General features: G+C 61.0%; 14 protein-coding genes. 9 read left to right on the plus strand and 5 right to left on the minus strand.

The annotated features are described in order from the left end of the window. Positions 1-8 precede the first annotated feature (8 nt). From sufD to HMPREF9695_RS08410, 5 genes are all read left to right on the plus strand, one after another. Positions 9-1,334 (plus strand): Fe-S cluster assembly protein SufD, encoded by a 1,326-nt coding sequence (sufD, locus tag HMPREF9695_RS08390; protein ID WP_006020410.1) that lies wholly within the window; start codon positions 9-11, stop codon positions 1,332-1,334. 2 nt (positions 1,335-1,336) lie between these two features. After that, positions 1,337-2,578 (plus strand): cysteine desulfurase, encoded by a 1,242-nt coding sequence (locus tag HMPREF9695_RS08395; RefSeq protein WP_006020411.1) that lies wholly within the window; start codon positions 1,337-1,339, stop codon positions 2,576-2,578. Continuing rightward, complete coding sequence (locus tag HMPREF9695_RS08400; RefSeq protein ID WP_006020412.1) at positions 2,575-2,955, plus strand: SUF system Fe-S cluster assembly protein; 381 nt, start codon at positions 2,575-2,577, stop codon at positions 2,953-2,955. The genes HMPREF9695_RS08395 and HMPREF9695_RS08400 overlap by 4 nt, the downstream gene beginning before the upstream one ends. 75 nt (positions 2,956-3,030) lie before the next feature. Continuing rightward, complete coding sequence (locus tag HMPREF9695_RS08405; RefSeq protein ID WP_006020413.1) at positions 3,031-3,435, plus strand: HesB/IscA family protein; 405 nt, start codon at positions 3,031-3,033, stop codon at positions 3,433-3,435. Positions 3,436-3,532: 97 nt separating this feature from the next. Continuing rightward, complete coding sequence (locus HMPREF9695_RS08410) at positions 3,533-4,021, plus strand: TfoX/Sxy family protein (RefSeq protein WP_006020414.1); 489 nt, start codon at positions 3,533-3,535, stop codon at positions 4,019-4,021. Here the strand turns inward: HMPREF9695_RS08410 and HMPREF9695_RS08415 are convergent. From HMPREF9695_RS08415 to parE, 5 genes are all read right to left on the minus strand, one after another. Continuing rightward, on the minus strand, positions 4,018-5,085 hold the full coding sequence (locus HMPREF9695_RS08415; RefSeq protein ID WP_006020415.1) for a GGDEF domain-containing protein: 1,068 nt from the start codon (positions 5,083-5,085) through the stop codon (positions 4,018-4,020). The two genes, HMPREF9695_RS08410 and HMPREF9695_RS08415, sit on opposite strands and share 4 nt — an antisense overlap. 133 nt (positions 5,086-5,218) lie before the next feature. Then, positions 5,219-6,640, minus strand: a complete 1,422-nt coding sequence (locus HMPREF9695_RS08420) for a DEAD/DEAH box helicase (RefSeq protein WP_006020416.1) — start codon at positions 6,638-6,640, stop codon at positions 5,219-5,221. 338 nt (positions 6,641-6,978) lie between these two features. After that, complete coding sequence (locus HMPREF9695_RS08425; RefSeq protein WP_006020417.1) at positions 6,979-7,749, minus strand: SDR family NAD(P)-dependent oxidoreductase; 771 nt, start codon at positions 7,747-7,749, stop codon at positions 6,979-6,981. Between the two features lie 59 nt (positions 7,750-7,808). Next, complete coding sequence (locus HMPREF9695_RS08430) at positions 7,809-7,997, minus strand: hypothetical protein (protein WP_006020418.1); 189 nt, start codon at positions 7,995-7,997, stop codon at positions 7,809-7,811. Between the two features lie 42 nt (positions 7,998-8,039). Next, a complete protein-coding gene (gene parE / locus HMPREF9695_RS08435) occupies positions 8,040-10,091 on the minus strand; it encodes a DNA topoisomerase IV subunit B (RefSeq protein WP_006020419.1) in 2,052 nt (683 codons plus the stop codon). A gap of 170 nt (positions 10,092-10,261) precedes the next feature. Between parE and HMPREF9695_RS08440 the strand changes: the two genes are divergently transcribed. The 4 genes from HMPREF9695_RS08440 (at position 10,262) to argC (ending at position 13,906) form a co-directional block, all read left to right on the plus strand. Next, positions 10,262-10,780, plus strand: a complete 519-nt coding sequence (locus tag HMPREF9695_RS08440; protein ID WP_006020420.1) for a DedA family protein — start codon at positions 10,262-10,264, stop codon at positions 10,778-10,780. Positions 10,781-10,949: 169 nt separating this feature from the next. Next, on the plus strand, positions 10,950-11,939 hold the full coding sequence (locus tag HMPREF9695_RS08445) for an MBL fold metallo-hydrolase (protein WP_006020421.1): 990 nt from the start codon (positions 10,950-10,952) through the stop codon (positions 11,937-11,939). Between the two features lie 225 nt (positions 11,940-12,164). Next, positions 12,165-12,851, plus strand: a complete 687-nt coding sequence (locus HMPREF9695_RS08450; RefSeq protein WP_006020422.1) for an FMN-binding negative transcriptional regulator — start codon at positions 12,165-12,167, stop codon at positions 12,849-12,851. Then, positions 12,848-13,906, plus strand: a complete 1,059-nt coding sequence (argC, locus tag HMPREF9695_RS08455; RefSeq protein ID WP_006020423.1) for an N-acetyl-gamma-glutamyl-phosphate reductase — start codon at positions 12,848-12,850, stop codon at positions 13,904-13,906. The genes HMPREF9695_RS08450 and argC overlap by 4 nt, the downstream gene beginning before the upstream one ends. Positions 13,907-13,931 lie beyond the last annotated feature (25 nt).

Below are 13,931 nucleotides of genomic sequence, written 5' to 3' on the forward strand. Positions count from 1 at the left end.
GTCCAATCATGAACGTTGCATTGGTTAAGCCCACGACGGACCATGCGCTCGGCGAGCTGTTCGCCGCGGCGCGGGGCCGTTTGCCCGGATCGGGGCCGGTTGCCGAGTTTCGGCAAAACGCCTTCGACGACTTTGCGCGTCTCGGCCTGCCGCATCGGCGCATCGAGGAATGGAAGTACACCGATCTGCGCGCACTGCTGCGCGAGATCGCGCCGCTGGCACCGGCGCCGGATCAGGCTGATCTCGCGCGTGCGGCCAAGGCGGTGAAGTCGCTCGGCATCGACAGCACCCAGAAGCTTGTGCTGGTGGATGGCGTGTTCGCGCCGCAGTTGTCGGACGTGACGGCGCTGGAAGCGGGTGTCCACCTGCGGACACTGCGTGAAGTTCTGGAAGACGGCAGCAACAAGGTCCGTGCCGATCTGCTGCAAACCAGTGTCGCGTCGGATGCGATGATTTCGCTGAATGCCGCGCTCGCGACGGATGGTGTCGTGATCGATGTCGCCGAGGGCGCTGCGCTCGCAAAACCGATTCATATCGTTCATGTGGCCACCGACTCGGGCACGTCGCTTGTCACGCGCTCGCTGCTGAAGGTCGGGAAGGGCGCTCGCGTCACGTTCGTCGAGAGCTTCGTCGCAGCGGAAGGCGCGAAGTCGTATCAGACGCACGATTCCGTCGTGATCTGGATCGGCGATGAGGCTGAACTTCAGCACGTTCGTCTGATGGAGGATGCGCTCGATGCCGCCAACATCTCGACCGGCATTTTCACGATCGGCGCCAAAGCCAAACTCAATACGTTCAATCTGACCAACGGCGGCAATATCAGCCGCTATCAGGGCTTCATCACGTTCGCCGGCGAAGGCAGCGAACTGACCACCAACGGGGTCAATCTGCTCGGCGCGCGCCGGCATGGTGACACCACGCTGGTGGTCGATCACGCGGTGCCGCACTGTTCCAGCCGCGAGGTGTTCCGCTCGGTGCTCGACGATCGCGCCCATTCGGTGTTCCAGGGACGCATCATCGTGCGTCCCGGTGCGCAGAAGACCGACGGCAAGATGATGACGCGCGCCTTGCTCCTGTCGGATGAGGCCGAAGCGGACAACAAGCCTGAGCTTGAAATCTTCGCGGATGACGTGACCTGCGGTCACGGCGCCACGACCGGTGCACTTGATGAAAGCCTGCTGTTCTATCTCCGCGCGCGCGGCTTGCCCGAGAAGGAAGCGCAGGCGCTTCTGATCGCTGCGTTTGTCGGCGAGGCCATCGAGTCGATCGCCGACGATAACCTTCGCGACTTTGCAGTCGCCGCTGCCGAGCGATGGCTGGCGACGCGAGGCTGATCATGCATCCGGCAGTTGCCAACGGCTCATATGATGTCGAGCGTGTCCGCCAGGATTTCCCGGCGCTGGCGCTGAAGGTTTACGGCAAGCCGCTGGTTTATCTCGACAACGCCGCGTCGGCGCAGAAGCCGACGGCGGTTCTCGATCGCATGACGGAGGCATACAAGTCTGAGTACGCCAACGTTCATCGCGGTCTGCACTATCTCGCCAACGCTGCGACCGACGCCTATGAGGGCGGCCGCACCAAGGTTGCGCAGTTCCTGAACGCAAAGCGCAATGAAGAGATCATCTTCACACGCAATGCCACCGAAGCGATCAATCTCGTGGCGTCGTCCTGGGGCGAGCCGAACATCAAGGCCGGCGACGAAATCGTGCTCTCGATCATGGAGCATCACTCCAACATCGTGCCGTGGCATTTCCTGCGCGAGCGGTATGGGGCCGTGATCAAGTGGGCGCCGGTCGATGATGAAGGCAACTTCCTGATCGACGAGTTCGAGAAGCTGCTCACGCCGAAGACCAAGCTGGTCGCTATCACGCAGATGTCGAATGCGCTCGGCACGGTTGTCCCGGTCAAAGACGTCGTGAAGCTCGCGCATGCCCGCGGCATTCCGGTGCTGGTGGACGGCAGTCAGGGCGCGGTTCATCTGAACATCGATGTGCAAGAAATCGACTGCGATTTCTACGTCTTCACTGGCCACAAGCTCTACGGTCCGACCGGGATCGGCGTGCTGTACGCGAAATACGATCATCTCGTCGCGATGCGCCCCTACAATGGCGGCGGCGAGATGATCCGCGAGGTCGCCAAGGACTGGGTGACCTATGGCGATCCGCCGCACAAGTTCGAGGCGGGCACCCCGGCCATCGTCGAGTCCATCGGGCTTGGCGCGGCCATCGACTACGTGAATTCGATCGGCAAGGACCGTATCGCCAGGCATGAGCATGACTTGCTGGCCTATGCCACCGACCGGCTGCGCGAGATCAATTCGGTGCGCATCATCGGCACGGCAAAGGGGAAGGGGCCTGTCATCTCTTTCGAAATGAAGGGCGCGCACCCACATGATGTGGCGACGGTCATAGACCGGGGCGGCATTGCGGTGCGGGCAGGCACCCATTGCGTCATGCCACTTCTGGAGCGATTCAACGTGACGGCGACGTGCCGTGCCTCATTCGGCATGTATAATACGCGGGCTGAAGTCGACCAGCTGGCACAGGCGCTGATCAAGGCGCGGGAGCTATTCGCATGAACGACACCATCCAGGCCGCTGAGCCGGCCAGTTTGAAATTCGATACCCAGTCGGCGCTTCCTGCCGAGGAAACCGAGCGTCTGGGGACGGATATCGTGGCCGCGCTGAAGACGGTTTTCGATCCGGAAATCCCGGCGGACATCTACGAACTCGGTCTGATCTACAAGGTCGACATCAAGGACGACCGCTCCGTCGATGTGCAGATGACGCTGACGACGCCGAACTGTCCCGCCGCGGGCGAACTGCCGACCATGGTTGAGAACGCGGTTGCCAGCGTTGCTGGTGTGGGCCCGGTTAGCGTCAACGTGGTTTGGGAGCCGACCTGGACCCCTGACCGGATGTCCGACGAGGCGCGCCTCGTCCTCAACATGTGGTGAGTTGAGACGACTCAGTTAGCTTCAGTATCTATCTGCATTTCAGGGCGGCCTTGAACCGCCACGAGGAATGAACAAATGACCGGTATGACGCCAAATACTCCCGCGCCCTCCAAGCCCGCTGTGCGCCCCCGTCCGCAGGTGATGCGTCTGACGGAAGCGGCTGCGTCGCGCGTCAAGGAACTGTCTGCCCGTGCGGACTCTGAGATCGTCGGCCTTCGTGTCGGCATCAAGAACGGCGGCTGCGCCGGCCAGTCCTACACTGTCGAATATGCCCACGAGGTCCGTCCGACCGACGAGGTCGTGGAAGACAAGGGCGTGAAGGTTCTTGTCGATCCGAAGGCCGTGCTGTTTTTGCTCGGCACGGAGATGGACTACAAGGCCGACAAGATGCAGGCGCAGTTCATCTTCAACAATCCCAATCAGGTCAGCGCCTGCGGCTGCGGCGAGTCTGTTCAATTGACCCCGGCCAAAGTCGGCTAATTCATTCGGCCCGGCTTTTTAGTTTTCGCGTATTCTGGTCGCAAAACCGATACCACCCTTGGGTCGAACCCGGGGGCAAGCTTTTGCGGAAGATGCGATGGACCGCGACTATCTCATCGATCTTTTCTCTGAGTTCGGGCCCGTCGTCCTGCGCAGGATGTTCAGCGGTTACGGCATCGTCGCCGACGATGTGAACTTCGCCATGGCGCTGCGCGCCGGAATCATCTTCAGGGTCGATGAGCAGACGGAAGCGCGTTACCAGGCCGAAGGCGCAAAGCCATTCCAGTATGAGACCCGGAACAAGACAGTCATTGTGAAATCCTACCGGCATCTGCCGGAGCGGCTTTACGACGATCCGGAGGAACTGGCGGTCTGGGCCCGCGAGGCTGTCGGAGCCGCGAAGCGCGCTGCTGCCAAAAAGGCCGGCGTGAAGAAACGCTCAGGCCAGCGGAGCGCGCCGGCGAAGGCTGCGCCTCGCAAGTCGGGAACAGCCAAGAAGGCAAAACCGCCCGCGGCCAAGAAGGCCGCCCTGAAAACGGCAGGCCGAAAAACGAGCCCGAAAAGGTTGTCCGCAAAAAAGCGCTAGGCGACCTGAATGCGGTCGGCCGGAGAGAATTCCGGATCGGCTTCGCAGATGACGCGGTTGCGGCCGTTGCGTTTGGCGGCATAGAGGCAGGCGTCCGCACGCTCGATCAGCCGCTCGCGATCGTCGCCGGGCTGAAGCATCGACACGCCGACCGAGATGGTGACGCGACCGAGGATCTCGCCTGTCGACTTCTTCTTGAGCTGCTTCGACATCACCGCGCGGCGGATGTTGTCGGCAACCGTCAGGGCCTGCCGCAAGGCGGTGTTCGGCAGCACCACGGCAAACTCCTCGCCGCCATACCGCGCCGTGATGTCTTGCCCCTTGATCGTCTGCTTCAGCGACATCGCGACAAGGCGCAGCACTTGGTCGCCGGTGAGATGGCCGTAGTTGTCGTTGAACGATTTGAAATGGTCGATATCCAGCATCAGCAGGGATAACGGCTCCCCGCTTTCGGACGCATGCGCCACGGCGCCTTCGAGGGCGCGATCGAAGAACTTGCGATTGCCGAGCGAGGTAAGTGGATCCGTCAGGCTCTCGGTGCGTATGGCTTCGAGGCTGTGCTGGAGACTGCTGATCTGCTGCTTGGATGTGGCAAGGCGCGCTTCCAGGGCCTTGTTGGTTTCCTGCATCTCCCGGGTCGATGCCACCAGCGCCTCGACCACGGCCTTGACCTGCTCGCGATCCTTGGCGCCGGACAATTTCTGGGTGGCGCCTTCGAGGCTGCGTCCGAATGTCGAGGTCATTCCCAGCGCGTCGGTGATGAGATTCATCACGTCATCGATTTCGTTGATCACCCGCGCTCCGACCGTGTCGATGCGCTCCGAGGTCCGATGTTGGGAAAGATAGGTTTCGTAGATCTGCTCGAGATCGGCTTCGGTCAGCTTGCCGTTGCGCGCGAGTGTCTCGTTGATGATCTTGTTGAGAGCGGAATTGTAGCCGGTCGCGTAGATGTACCAGATTTCGTAATTGCGAGGCACGGCGTTCTGGCGCAGGGATCGAATCTGGCCCAAAGCAACTTCGGCGAACGCCATGGTGCGTTCATATTCTTCCAGCAGGCCAATCACGTTCCGTGCCCTTCAAGGCAAGCTTCTGCATGCCCTTTAACGAAATGGCTAAAAGTATCGGATGCAAGTTAAGGGACGAGAATGAATGACCCGTAAACGGTTCCAGTCCGCAGACGGGTCAATTGGTTGGGGGTTAACCGCGAGCGCGGACCGGCCGCAGGAGAAACGCGGGCAGATGCGAGTGGTCTGCCGGTTCGGCATGCTGTTCGCGGGCTGATGCTGCGGGCATCGCGCGTCCGATCGACGGGACTTGCGCGGCCGGTTTTTCGGTGGCGGTGGCATGGGGCTTCCGTTCGGCGCCCTCAGGCTTGCGGGATTTGTTGCGGCCGCCACGGGTCCGCTGCGAGTCGCGGCGCGGCTTGCGCTCTTCCGGCGCACGCTCGGCCTGCTGTTCGCCGGCAGGCGATGGCGAGGCTTCGGTGCTTGCAACCGGGGTTACTGCGGCGCGAGCGATTGGCTGACCGATCAATTTCTCGATCGCGGTGACGGACTTCTGGTCCGCCGGGCTGACGATCGAAATCGCGGTCCCGAGGCGTCCGGCGCGGCCGGTGCGGCCGATGCGGTGAACGTAGTCGTCCGGATGATGGGGAACGTCGAAATTGATGACGTGGCTGACTTCGGGAATATCAAGACCGCGGGCGGCGACATCGGAGGCCACCAGCAAGGGAAGTTCGCCCTTGCGGAACTGGTCGAGCGAGGCTGTGCGAGCCGACTGATCCATGTCGCCGTGCAGGGCGCCGACGCTGAAGCCATGCTTCTGGAGGGATTTGTAAACCACCGCGACGTCGCGCTTGCGGTTACAGAAGATGATCGCGTTCTTGAGGTCCTTGGCGTCGCGCAGCAACTGCCGTAGCATTTCGCGCTTTTCGTGCGGTTCGCGGCCTACGCCGACCTGCGATTGAGTCACGGTGATCGCGGTGGAGGCGGGTTTGGAGACTTCGACCTTCTCGGGATTGTGCAGGAAAGTCTCGGTGATGCGCCGGATTTCCGGCGGCATGGTCGCCGTGAAGAACAGGGTCTGCCGGGTGAACGGGACCAGCTTGCAGATACGTTCGATGTCCGGAATGAAGCCCATGTCGAGCATGCGGTCGGCTTCGTCGATCACCAGCAGTTCGACGCCGGTGAGAAGCAGGCCACCGCGCTCGGTGTGATCCAGCAGGCGGCCGGGTGTGGCGATCAGCACGTCGACGCCGCGCATCAGCTTGGTGTCCTGATCGCCGAACGAGACGCCGCCGATCAGCAGCGCGACATTCAGTTTCTGGCCGGCGCCGTACTTGTCGAAATTTTCCTTCACCTGCGCCGCGAGTTCGCGGGTCGGTTCAAGGATGAGGGTGCGCGGCATGCGAGCCCGGGCGCGGCCTTTTTCGAGCAGCGTCAGCATCGGGAGCACAAAAGCGGCAGTCTTGCCGGTGCCGGTCTGGGCGATGCCGAGCACGTCGCGCCGGGCGAGAACGTGGGGGATCGCTTTTTCCTGGATGGGGGTAGGGGTCGTATAACCGGTGGCCGCAACAGCAGCGAGAACCTTGTCGGAAAGGCCGAGATTGGAAAAGGACATTGAGCCTCGAGTCGAAATCGCCGTTCGGACTCTGGAAATTTCTGTCGCGCTCACCCCGGAACGGCACGCTTTAAGGGCACGGGGAGGACATATTCGCCGACAGCGGCTGGCCAGGAAATCGCGTCTCGATTCTGACCGCGTTGCAGCGGAACATAGGCTCGATCCCGCGAAAGTCAATGAATTTAAGGGTTAAACGGCTGAAAAAGCTTAATACGACAATAAGTTGAAGGGTTTCTGGCGTTCAGAATCGGGCCATATGAACCGCCTTCTTGTAGCAGGCGACTATGACGTACTCGCTGGAACGCCCGAAGCATGTGCATTCGGTCCAGCAGCCCTGATCAGCCCTGCGCGGAATATCCGCCGTCGACCGGGATCGCGGTGCCTGTGACGAAATCGGAGGCGGGCGACGAGAGAAACACGGCAGCTCCTGCGAGATCGTCGATGGTGCCCCAGCGCTTTGCGGGCGTCCGATTCAGCACATTCTCGTTGAGTGCCGGCAATTGTTCACGCGCCTTGCGGGTGAGGTCGGTATCGATCCAACCCGGAAGGATGGCATTGGCCTGGATATTGTCGACCGCCCAAGACGACGCGATTGCCTTGGTGAACTGCACGATACCGCCCTTGCTCGCGGCATAGGCCGGCGCGAAACCCGCACCGAAGATCGACATCATCGAGCCGATATTGATGACTTTCCCGCCGCCGGCCTTCTTCATCGCTGGGTAGGCGGCCTGGGCGCAGAGAAAGGCGCTGGTGAGATTGGTGTCGATGACTGCGTGCCAGTCGTTGAGACTCAACGTGTGTGCCGGGTTGCGGATATTGATCCCGGCATTGTTGATGAGGATATCGAGCCGGCCGAACGCCTTCATCGTGGCCTCGACCATGCCAGCAACCGCGTTCTTGTCAGTCACGTCGACAGCGACTGCCAGCGCCTTTGCGCCAAGCGCCTCGATCTCGCGGGCTGCGCTTTCGGATTTTGCCTGGTTGCGTCCGGCAATAACGACGCTGGCGCCTGCTCGGGCCAGACCCCGTGCCATGCCAAGGCCAATGCCGCCATTGCCGCCGGTCACGATGGCGACCTTGCCGGTGAGATCGAATGAGGATTTTTGCATGCTGTCTCCGCTGCGGTCTTCGCCGCTCGCGGGATCAGATCATATCGAGATGCCGCCGCCTAGCGGCGTTGCGCGATGACAATCATCAGCAATCCAGCGATGCCCACTGCAGCGCCGTAGTAGGCCCATTGCATCTGGCTGATCATGAAGCTGGACTGCGGCCAGTTCACATAACCGGTGCCCTGACCGATCCAGAGCAGTCCGACCAAAAGCGCGAGTGTGCCAACAGTGAGGAGAAGTGTTTTCATATAGACACTACGCCTCCTGCCGGGATTGGTTTCACGAGCGGGCTATACGTCCAGCATGTCCTCGCTGGCGAACTCGGCCTTGTCGGAAATGAAGGCAAAGCGGGCTTCGGCCTTGGTGCCCATCAGGCGTTCGACGGAATCGGCTGTGCCTTCGCGATCGTCCGGCAGCAGCACGACACGCAACATGGTACGCTTGGTTGGGTCCATCGTGGTTTCCTTCAACTGCGCCGGCATCATTTCGCCGAGGCCTTTGAAGCGTCCGATATCGACCTTGGCGTTGGCGTGGAATTCCTTCTTCAGGAGTTCATCGCGATGCGCTTCGTCGCGTGCGTACACCGTCTTGGATCCGTGGGTGAGGCGATAGAGCGGCGGCACGGCGAGATAGAGATGACCTTCGTCGATCAGGCGCGGCATCTGCCGGTAGAAGAAAGTGATGAGCAGCGAGGCGATGTGCGCGCCGTCCACGTCCGCGTCGGTCATGATGATGATGCGTGAGTAACGCAAATCCTCCTCGCGATACTGCGCGCCGATCCCGGCTCCGATCGCCTGGATGAGGTCCGCAAGCTGCGCGTTCGAGGTCAGCTTGTCCTTGGTCGCGGATGCGACGTTGAGGATCTTGCCGCGGAGCGGCAGGATCGCCTGTGTTTTGCGATCGCGCGCCTGCTTGGCGCTGCCGCCTGCGGAGTCGCCTTCCACGATGAAGAGTTCGGAGCCCTCAGTGGCGCTGTTGGTGCAATCCGCCAGCTTGCCGGGCAGCCGCAGCTTCTTCACCGCGGTCTTGCGCGAGGTTTCCTTCTCGGCGCGTCGGCGCAGCCGCTCGTCGGCACGCTCCACCACGAATTCCAGCAACTTGTTGGCCTGCAACGGATTGCCCGTCAGCCAGTGATCGAACGGGTCCTTGATGGCCTGTTCGACGATCTTCTGGGCCTCGGCGGTCGCCAGCCGGTCCTTGGTCTGGCCCTGAAATTCGGGCTCGCGGACAAACACCGACAGCATCGCGGCAGCGCCGACCATCACGTCTTCGGATGTGATGGATGAGGACTTCTTGCCCTGACCGATACGCTCGCCGTAGTCCTTGAGGCCGCGCAGCAGCGCGCTGCGAAAACCCGCTTCATGCGTGCCGCCGTCGGGCGTCGGAACCGTGTTGGTGTAGGACGACAGAAATCCGTCAGCATCGGCAGTCCAGGCGACGGCCCATTCGCAGGCGCCATGAGCGCCGTTGCGGCCGGACTTGCCGGAGAAAATATCAGGGTGCACCAGCGTGTCCGCGTGGATCGCTGCCGCGAGATAGTCCTTCAGGCCGCCAGGGAAATGGAAGGTGTCTTCCTCAGGAACATCATCGACGCCCTTGAGCAATTCCTTGTCACAGCGCCAGCGGATTTCGACGCCGCCGAACAGATACGCCTTCGAGCGCGCCATCTTGAACAGGCGCTGAGGCTTGAAGACTGCCTTGGTGCCAAAGATATCGGTATCTGGCTTGAAGCGGATGCTCGTCCCGCGACGGTTGTTGATCTTGCCCAGTTCTTCGAGCTTGCCCTTCGGCTTTCCGCGCTCGAACGTCATCCTGTAGAGCTTCTGGTTGCGCGCGACCTCGACCACGAGTTGCGAGGAGAGGGCATTCACCACCGACACGCCGACGCCGTGCAGGCCGCCAGAAGTCTCATAGACCTTGGAGTCGAATTTTCCGCCGGCGTGCAGCGTGCACATGATGATTTCGAGGGCGGACTTCTTCGGAAATTTCGGGTGCGGATCAACCGGAATGCCGCGTCCGTTATCGACGACCGTGAGATAGCCGTCGGCGCCGAGATGCACCTCGATGAAAGTTGCGTGACCGGCGAGTGCTTCGTCCATCGAGTTGTCGATGACTTCCGCGAACAGGTGATGCAGCGCCTTCTCGTCGGTGCCGCCGATGTACATGCCGGGACGGCGGCGAACAGGCTCCAGGCCTTCCAGCACCTCAATGTCGCGCGCGGTATAACCGGCCTCTGCACCTGACGGCTTAGCAGCAGCCTTCGCAGGCGCGCCCGGCTTCTTGCCTGAAGCGGCAAACAGGTCCGAGTCCGTTTTTTCTTTTTTATTCAGTGATTTAGCCATGCTTCTTAAATCTTGATATATCGTGATCGGGGGACGAATCGCTGGCTGTTACTATGCCATGGTTACGGCGGCAAATGTGACGCAGGCGGTTCTCAAACATGGCGGCTGCTGGCCGTGCTATTCCGGATCAGGGGAACCGGCGGATTCGATAAGCCGGATTGGGACATTGCATGACGTTTGAGGAAATGACCCGCGGACTCGCGGAATTTGTCCGCGATCATCAGATGTGGGCGATGCCCGTTGTCTTCGGGCTCGCCTTTGCGGAGTCGCTGGCCTTTCTCTCGCTCATCATTCCGGCGTGGGGCGCACTGGTTTCCATCGGGGCGCTGATCGGTGTCAGCGGAATCAATTTCTGGCCGATCTGGATAGCAGGCGGACTGGGCGCAGCATGCGGCGACTGGTTGTCGTACTGGATCGGAGTCAGATTCCACGATCGCATCGCCCACATGTGGCCAATGTCCAGCTTCCCCGACATGTTGCCTCGCGCCGAACGCTTCATGAAGAAGTGGGGGGTCCTCGGTATTTTCATCGGCCGCTTTTCGGGACCGTTGCGCGCAACCGTTCCACTGGTCGCAGGCGTCGTCGAAATGGAATACTGGCATTTCCAGTTCGCGAATTTTACCTCGGCGTTCGTGTGGTCCGGCGTTCTGATGGCGCCCGGCATCATGGGCGTCAAACTGCTCATGTGACGACGCGCGCTCAAACTATTTTGTGATCGGGAATAGCTGTCGTGAGGTGGTGTTAAATTGACACGCCGGTTGTCGTGCGTGGACAAGCTGCGAATGATTTGCAACAGGGCAGCATGCGAACGACCGCGAAGAACCGCGGCATTGAATTTCACAAACCGGGAGAAACACGATGGATTTGACACGACGTCATGCACTGGCTGGCGCTGCCGCTCTCACTGCGGCCCCACTGTTATCCGCTCATCCCGCGAAAGCCGCAGCACCCGCTGCGGGCAAGCAAAACGCCGGCTTCTATCGCTACAAGGTTGGCGACGCGGAAGTGACCGTCGTCTCCGACGGGGCCACCACATTTCCGCTTGCTGACAATTTTGTAACGAATGCGAAGAAAGAGGAAGTGAATGCCTCGCTCGAAAAAGCATTTCGGCCGCGCGATTTCGTAACGATCTATTTCGGGCCGCTCGTGATCAACACCGGCGGAAAGCTTATCGTGATCGATACTGGCAATGGGCCCGGCGCATTCGCAAGCAGCAAGGGCACCATGGGACAGTTCGCCAGCAATCTTGCCGCCGCGGGGATCGATTCCAAGGCAGTCGATATGGTGGTGATTTCGCATTTCCACAGCGATCATGTGAATGGATTGCTCACCGCCGACGGTCAGCCGGCGTTTGCGAATGCCGAGGTGCTCGTGCCGTCCGTTGAATGGAAATACTGGATGGACGACGGCGAGATGAGCCGCGCGCCTGCAGGCCGCATGGAAGGCCTGTTCAAGAACAACCGCCGCGTTTTCGAGGCTGGTTTGAAGAAGAAGGTCACGCCCTACGAGTGGGGCAAGTATGTCGCGCCCGGCCTGCTCGCAGTCGAGACCATCGGCCACACGCCCGGTCACACGTCGTACGTACTGTCTTCAGGCGCGGACAAGGTATTTATCCAGTCGGACGTCACCAACAATCCCGACCTGTTCGCTCGCAATCCCGGCTGGCAGGCGTTCTTCGATCAGGATGGTCCGCAGGCCGAAGTCACCCGGCGCAAGGTCTATGACATGCTCGCGGCGGACAGGATGCGCGTGCAGGGCTTCCATTACCCATTCCCGGGTCTTGCCAACATCGAGAAGGACGGCACCGGCTATCGCTGGGTGCCAGCTCCCTGGAATCCGACTATCTGATCCGCGGATGATCGCTTGACGGAAAATGGGCGCGGACTTATATCCGCGCCCATGATTTTGAGCGCAACCATCATCGCTGCCCGCCGCCGCCGCATTCTCGCGGTATGGGCGGTTGATTGCGTTTAAATCACCCCACGTGCCGCCGGAGATAACCCGCGGCACACCTTGCTTCCCAAAACACGCGGTTTGATCTCAGGCGGCTCCTCGCAGAAGCAGGAGTTTGCAATGTACGTTCCGCCCGCCTTCCGAGTTGACCGAGCCACTTGCCTCGCGTTCGCTGCCGCGCGCGGATTCGGGCTGGCCTGCGCCCATGATGGGGAAAAACCTATCGCGTCGCCGGTGCCGTTCCACATTGAGTATGGAAGCGACGGCACGCCGCAGCTTTGTTTTCATCTTGCGCGCCATAATCCGCTGATCGGCCGAGCCGATGGCGTAACGCCATGGCTGTTCGCCGTAAGCGATGCGGATACCTATGTATCGCCCGATTGGTACGTCTCTCCCGACCAGGTGCCGACGTGGCTCTATCGGTCGGTTCACATGACAGGCGCGGTCCGGATCATGACAGGGCAACAACTGCCGGATCACCTGAATCAGGCCAGCGCCCGGTTCGAAAGCGATCTTGCGCCGAAAAAGCCCTGGACGGTGGACAAGATGTCGTCCGGCCGGCTTGAAGCGATGATGAAGGCCATCGTGGGGCTGGTCATGACCGTTGAGGGTGTCGAGGGCAGCTTCAAGCTGAACCAGCATAAATCGGATGCGGACCATGTTGCGGTCACCCGCGCTTTGGCCTTACAGACATCCGCGGGCGCGGGCATCCTGTCGGCTGCGATGCACGCTATGCGCCCGCAGGCCTTTGCCGCCGTTGAAGACAATGGAATGTTGAGCACTGCGCACGAAGGGATCGCGCCATGAGCACGAAGAAGAAAATCGGCATCCTTGGCGCCTCCGGCTACACCGGGGCCGAACTTGTCCGGCTGCTGCTGCGCCATCCCCGCGTGGAGATTGCCGTGCTGACTGCCGACCGGCGCGCCGGGCAGATGATGGGCGACGTGTTTCCGCAGTTCGCGCCATATGATCTGCCGCGGCTGGTGACGATCGATGAGGTCGATTGGGCCAACGCCGGGCTCGATCTGGTGTTCTGCGCGTTGCCGCACGCCACCACGCAGAAGGTACTGAAGGACGTCTTCGCAAAGGCGCCGGACATCAAGATCGTCGATCTGTCGGCGGACTTTCGGCTGGAAGATCCGGCGGCCTATGCCAAGTGGTATGGGCACGACCATCATGCGCTCGAACTTCAGAAAGAAGCCGTCTACGGACTGGTGGAAATCTATCGGCGGGACATCAAGAAGGCGCGGCTGGTCGCCAATCCCGGTTGCTACACGACCTGCGCGCAGTTGCCGCTGATCCCGCTGCTGAAAGCCAAGGCGATCGAACCGGACGAAATCGTCATCGATGCGAAATCCGGAATGACCGGTGCGGGGCGTTCGGCGAAGGAAGAGATGCTGTTCTCGGAGGTCTCCGAAGGCTTCAACGCCTACGGCGTCGGCCAGCATCGGCATATGGCTGAGCTCGATCAGGAGTTTTCAAAGGCCGCCGGCAAAGAGGTCGTCGTATCGTTCACGCCGCATCTCCTCCCGATGAACCGGGGAATCTTCTCGACCATCTACGTGCGGGGCCGGCGGGGCAAGATCGCGCAGGACCTTCACGAGATTCTGGTGAACCAGTTCGAGAAGGAGCCGTTCGTTCACGTCCTGCCGTTCGGCAAGACCCCGCATTCGCGGCATGTGCGCGGCTCGAACATGACGTTCATTGGCGTGGCCGCGGATCGCATCGCGGGACGGGCGATCATTGTCTCGACCCTCGACAATCTCACCAAGGGTGCGTCGGGGCAGGCCGTGCAGAACATGAATCTGGTGCTCGGCCTTCCAGAGACGATGGGGATCGATCAACCGCCGATGTTTCCGTAAGCGAGGCGCAGCGGGCAATAAAAAA

The sequence above is a fragment of the Afipia broomeae ATCC 49717 genome (assembly GCF_000314675.2).
Lineage (GTDB): Bacteria > Pseudomonadota > Alphaproteobacteria > Rhizobiales > Xanthobacteraceae > Afipia > Afipia broomeae.

Bases quoted from the DNA above. Each gene is read 5' to 3' on its own strand.
- HMPREF9695_RS08445 (WP_006020421.1), top strand. From the start codon at position 10,950: ATGGATTTGACACGACGTCATGCACTGGCTGGCGCTGCCGCTCTCACT.
- HMPREF9695_RS08440 (WP_006020420.1), top strand. From the start codon at position 10,262: ATGACGTTTGAGGAAATGACCCGCGGACTCGCGGAATTTGTCCGCGAT.
- HMPREF9695_RS08425 (WP_006020417.1), bottom strand. From the start codon at position 7,749: ATGCAAAAATCCTCATTCGATCTCACCGGCAAGGTCGCCATCGTGACC.
- HMPREF9695_RS08405 (WP_006020413.1), top strand. From the start codon at position 3,031: ATGACCGGTATGACGCCAAATACTCCCGCGCCCTCCAAGCCCGCTGTG.
- argC (WP_006020423.1), top strand. From the start codon at position 12,848: ATGAGCACGAAGAAGAAAATCGGCATCCTTGGCGCCTCCGGCTACACC.
- HMPREF9695_RS08450 (WP_006020422.1), top strand. From the start codon at position 12,165: ATGTACGTTCCGCCCGCCTTCCGAGTTGACCGAGCCACTTGCCTCGCG.
- HMPREF9695_RS08395 (WP_006020411.1), top strand. From the start codon at position 1,337: ATGCATCCGGCAGTTGCCAACGGCTCATATGATGTCGAGCGTGTCCGC.
- parE (WP_006020419.1), bottom strand. From the start codon at position 10,091: ATGGCTAAATCACTGAATAAAAAAGAAAAAACGGACTCGGACCTGTTT.
- HMPREF9695_RS08400 (WP_006020412.1), top strand. From the start codon at position 2,575: ATGAACGACACCATCCAGGCCGCTGAGCCGGCCAGTTTGAAATTCGAT.
- HMPREF9695_RS08420 (WP_006020416.1), bottom strand. From the start codon at position 6,640: ATGTCCTTTTCCAATCTCGGCCTTTCCGACAAGGTTCTCGCTGCTGTT.
- HMPREF9695_RS08410 (WP_006020414.1), top strand. From the start codon at position 3,533: ATGGACCGCGACTATCTCATCGATCTTTTCTCTGAGTTCGGGCCCGTC.
- HMPREF9695_RS08430 (WP_006020418.1), bottom strand. From the start codon at position 7,997: ATGAAAACACTTCTCCTCACTGTTGGCACACTCGCGCTTTTGGTCGGA.
- sufD (WP_006020410.1), top strand. From the start codon at position 9: ATGAACGTTGCATTGGTTAAGCCCACGACGGACCATGCGCTCGGCGAG.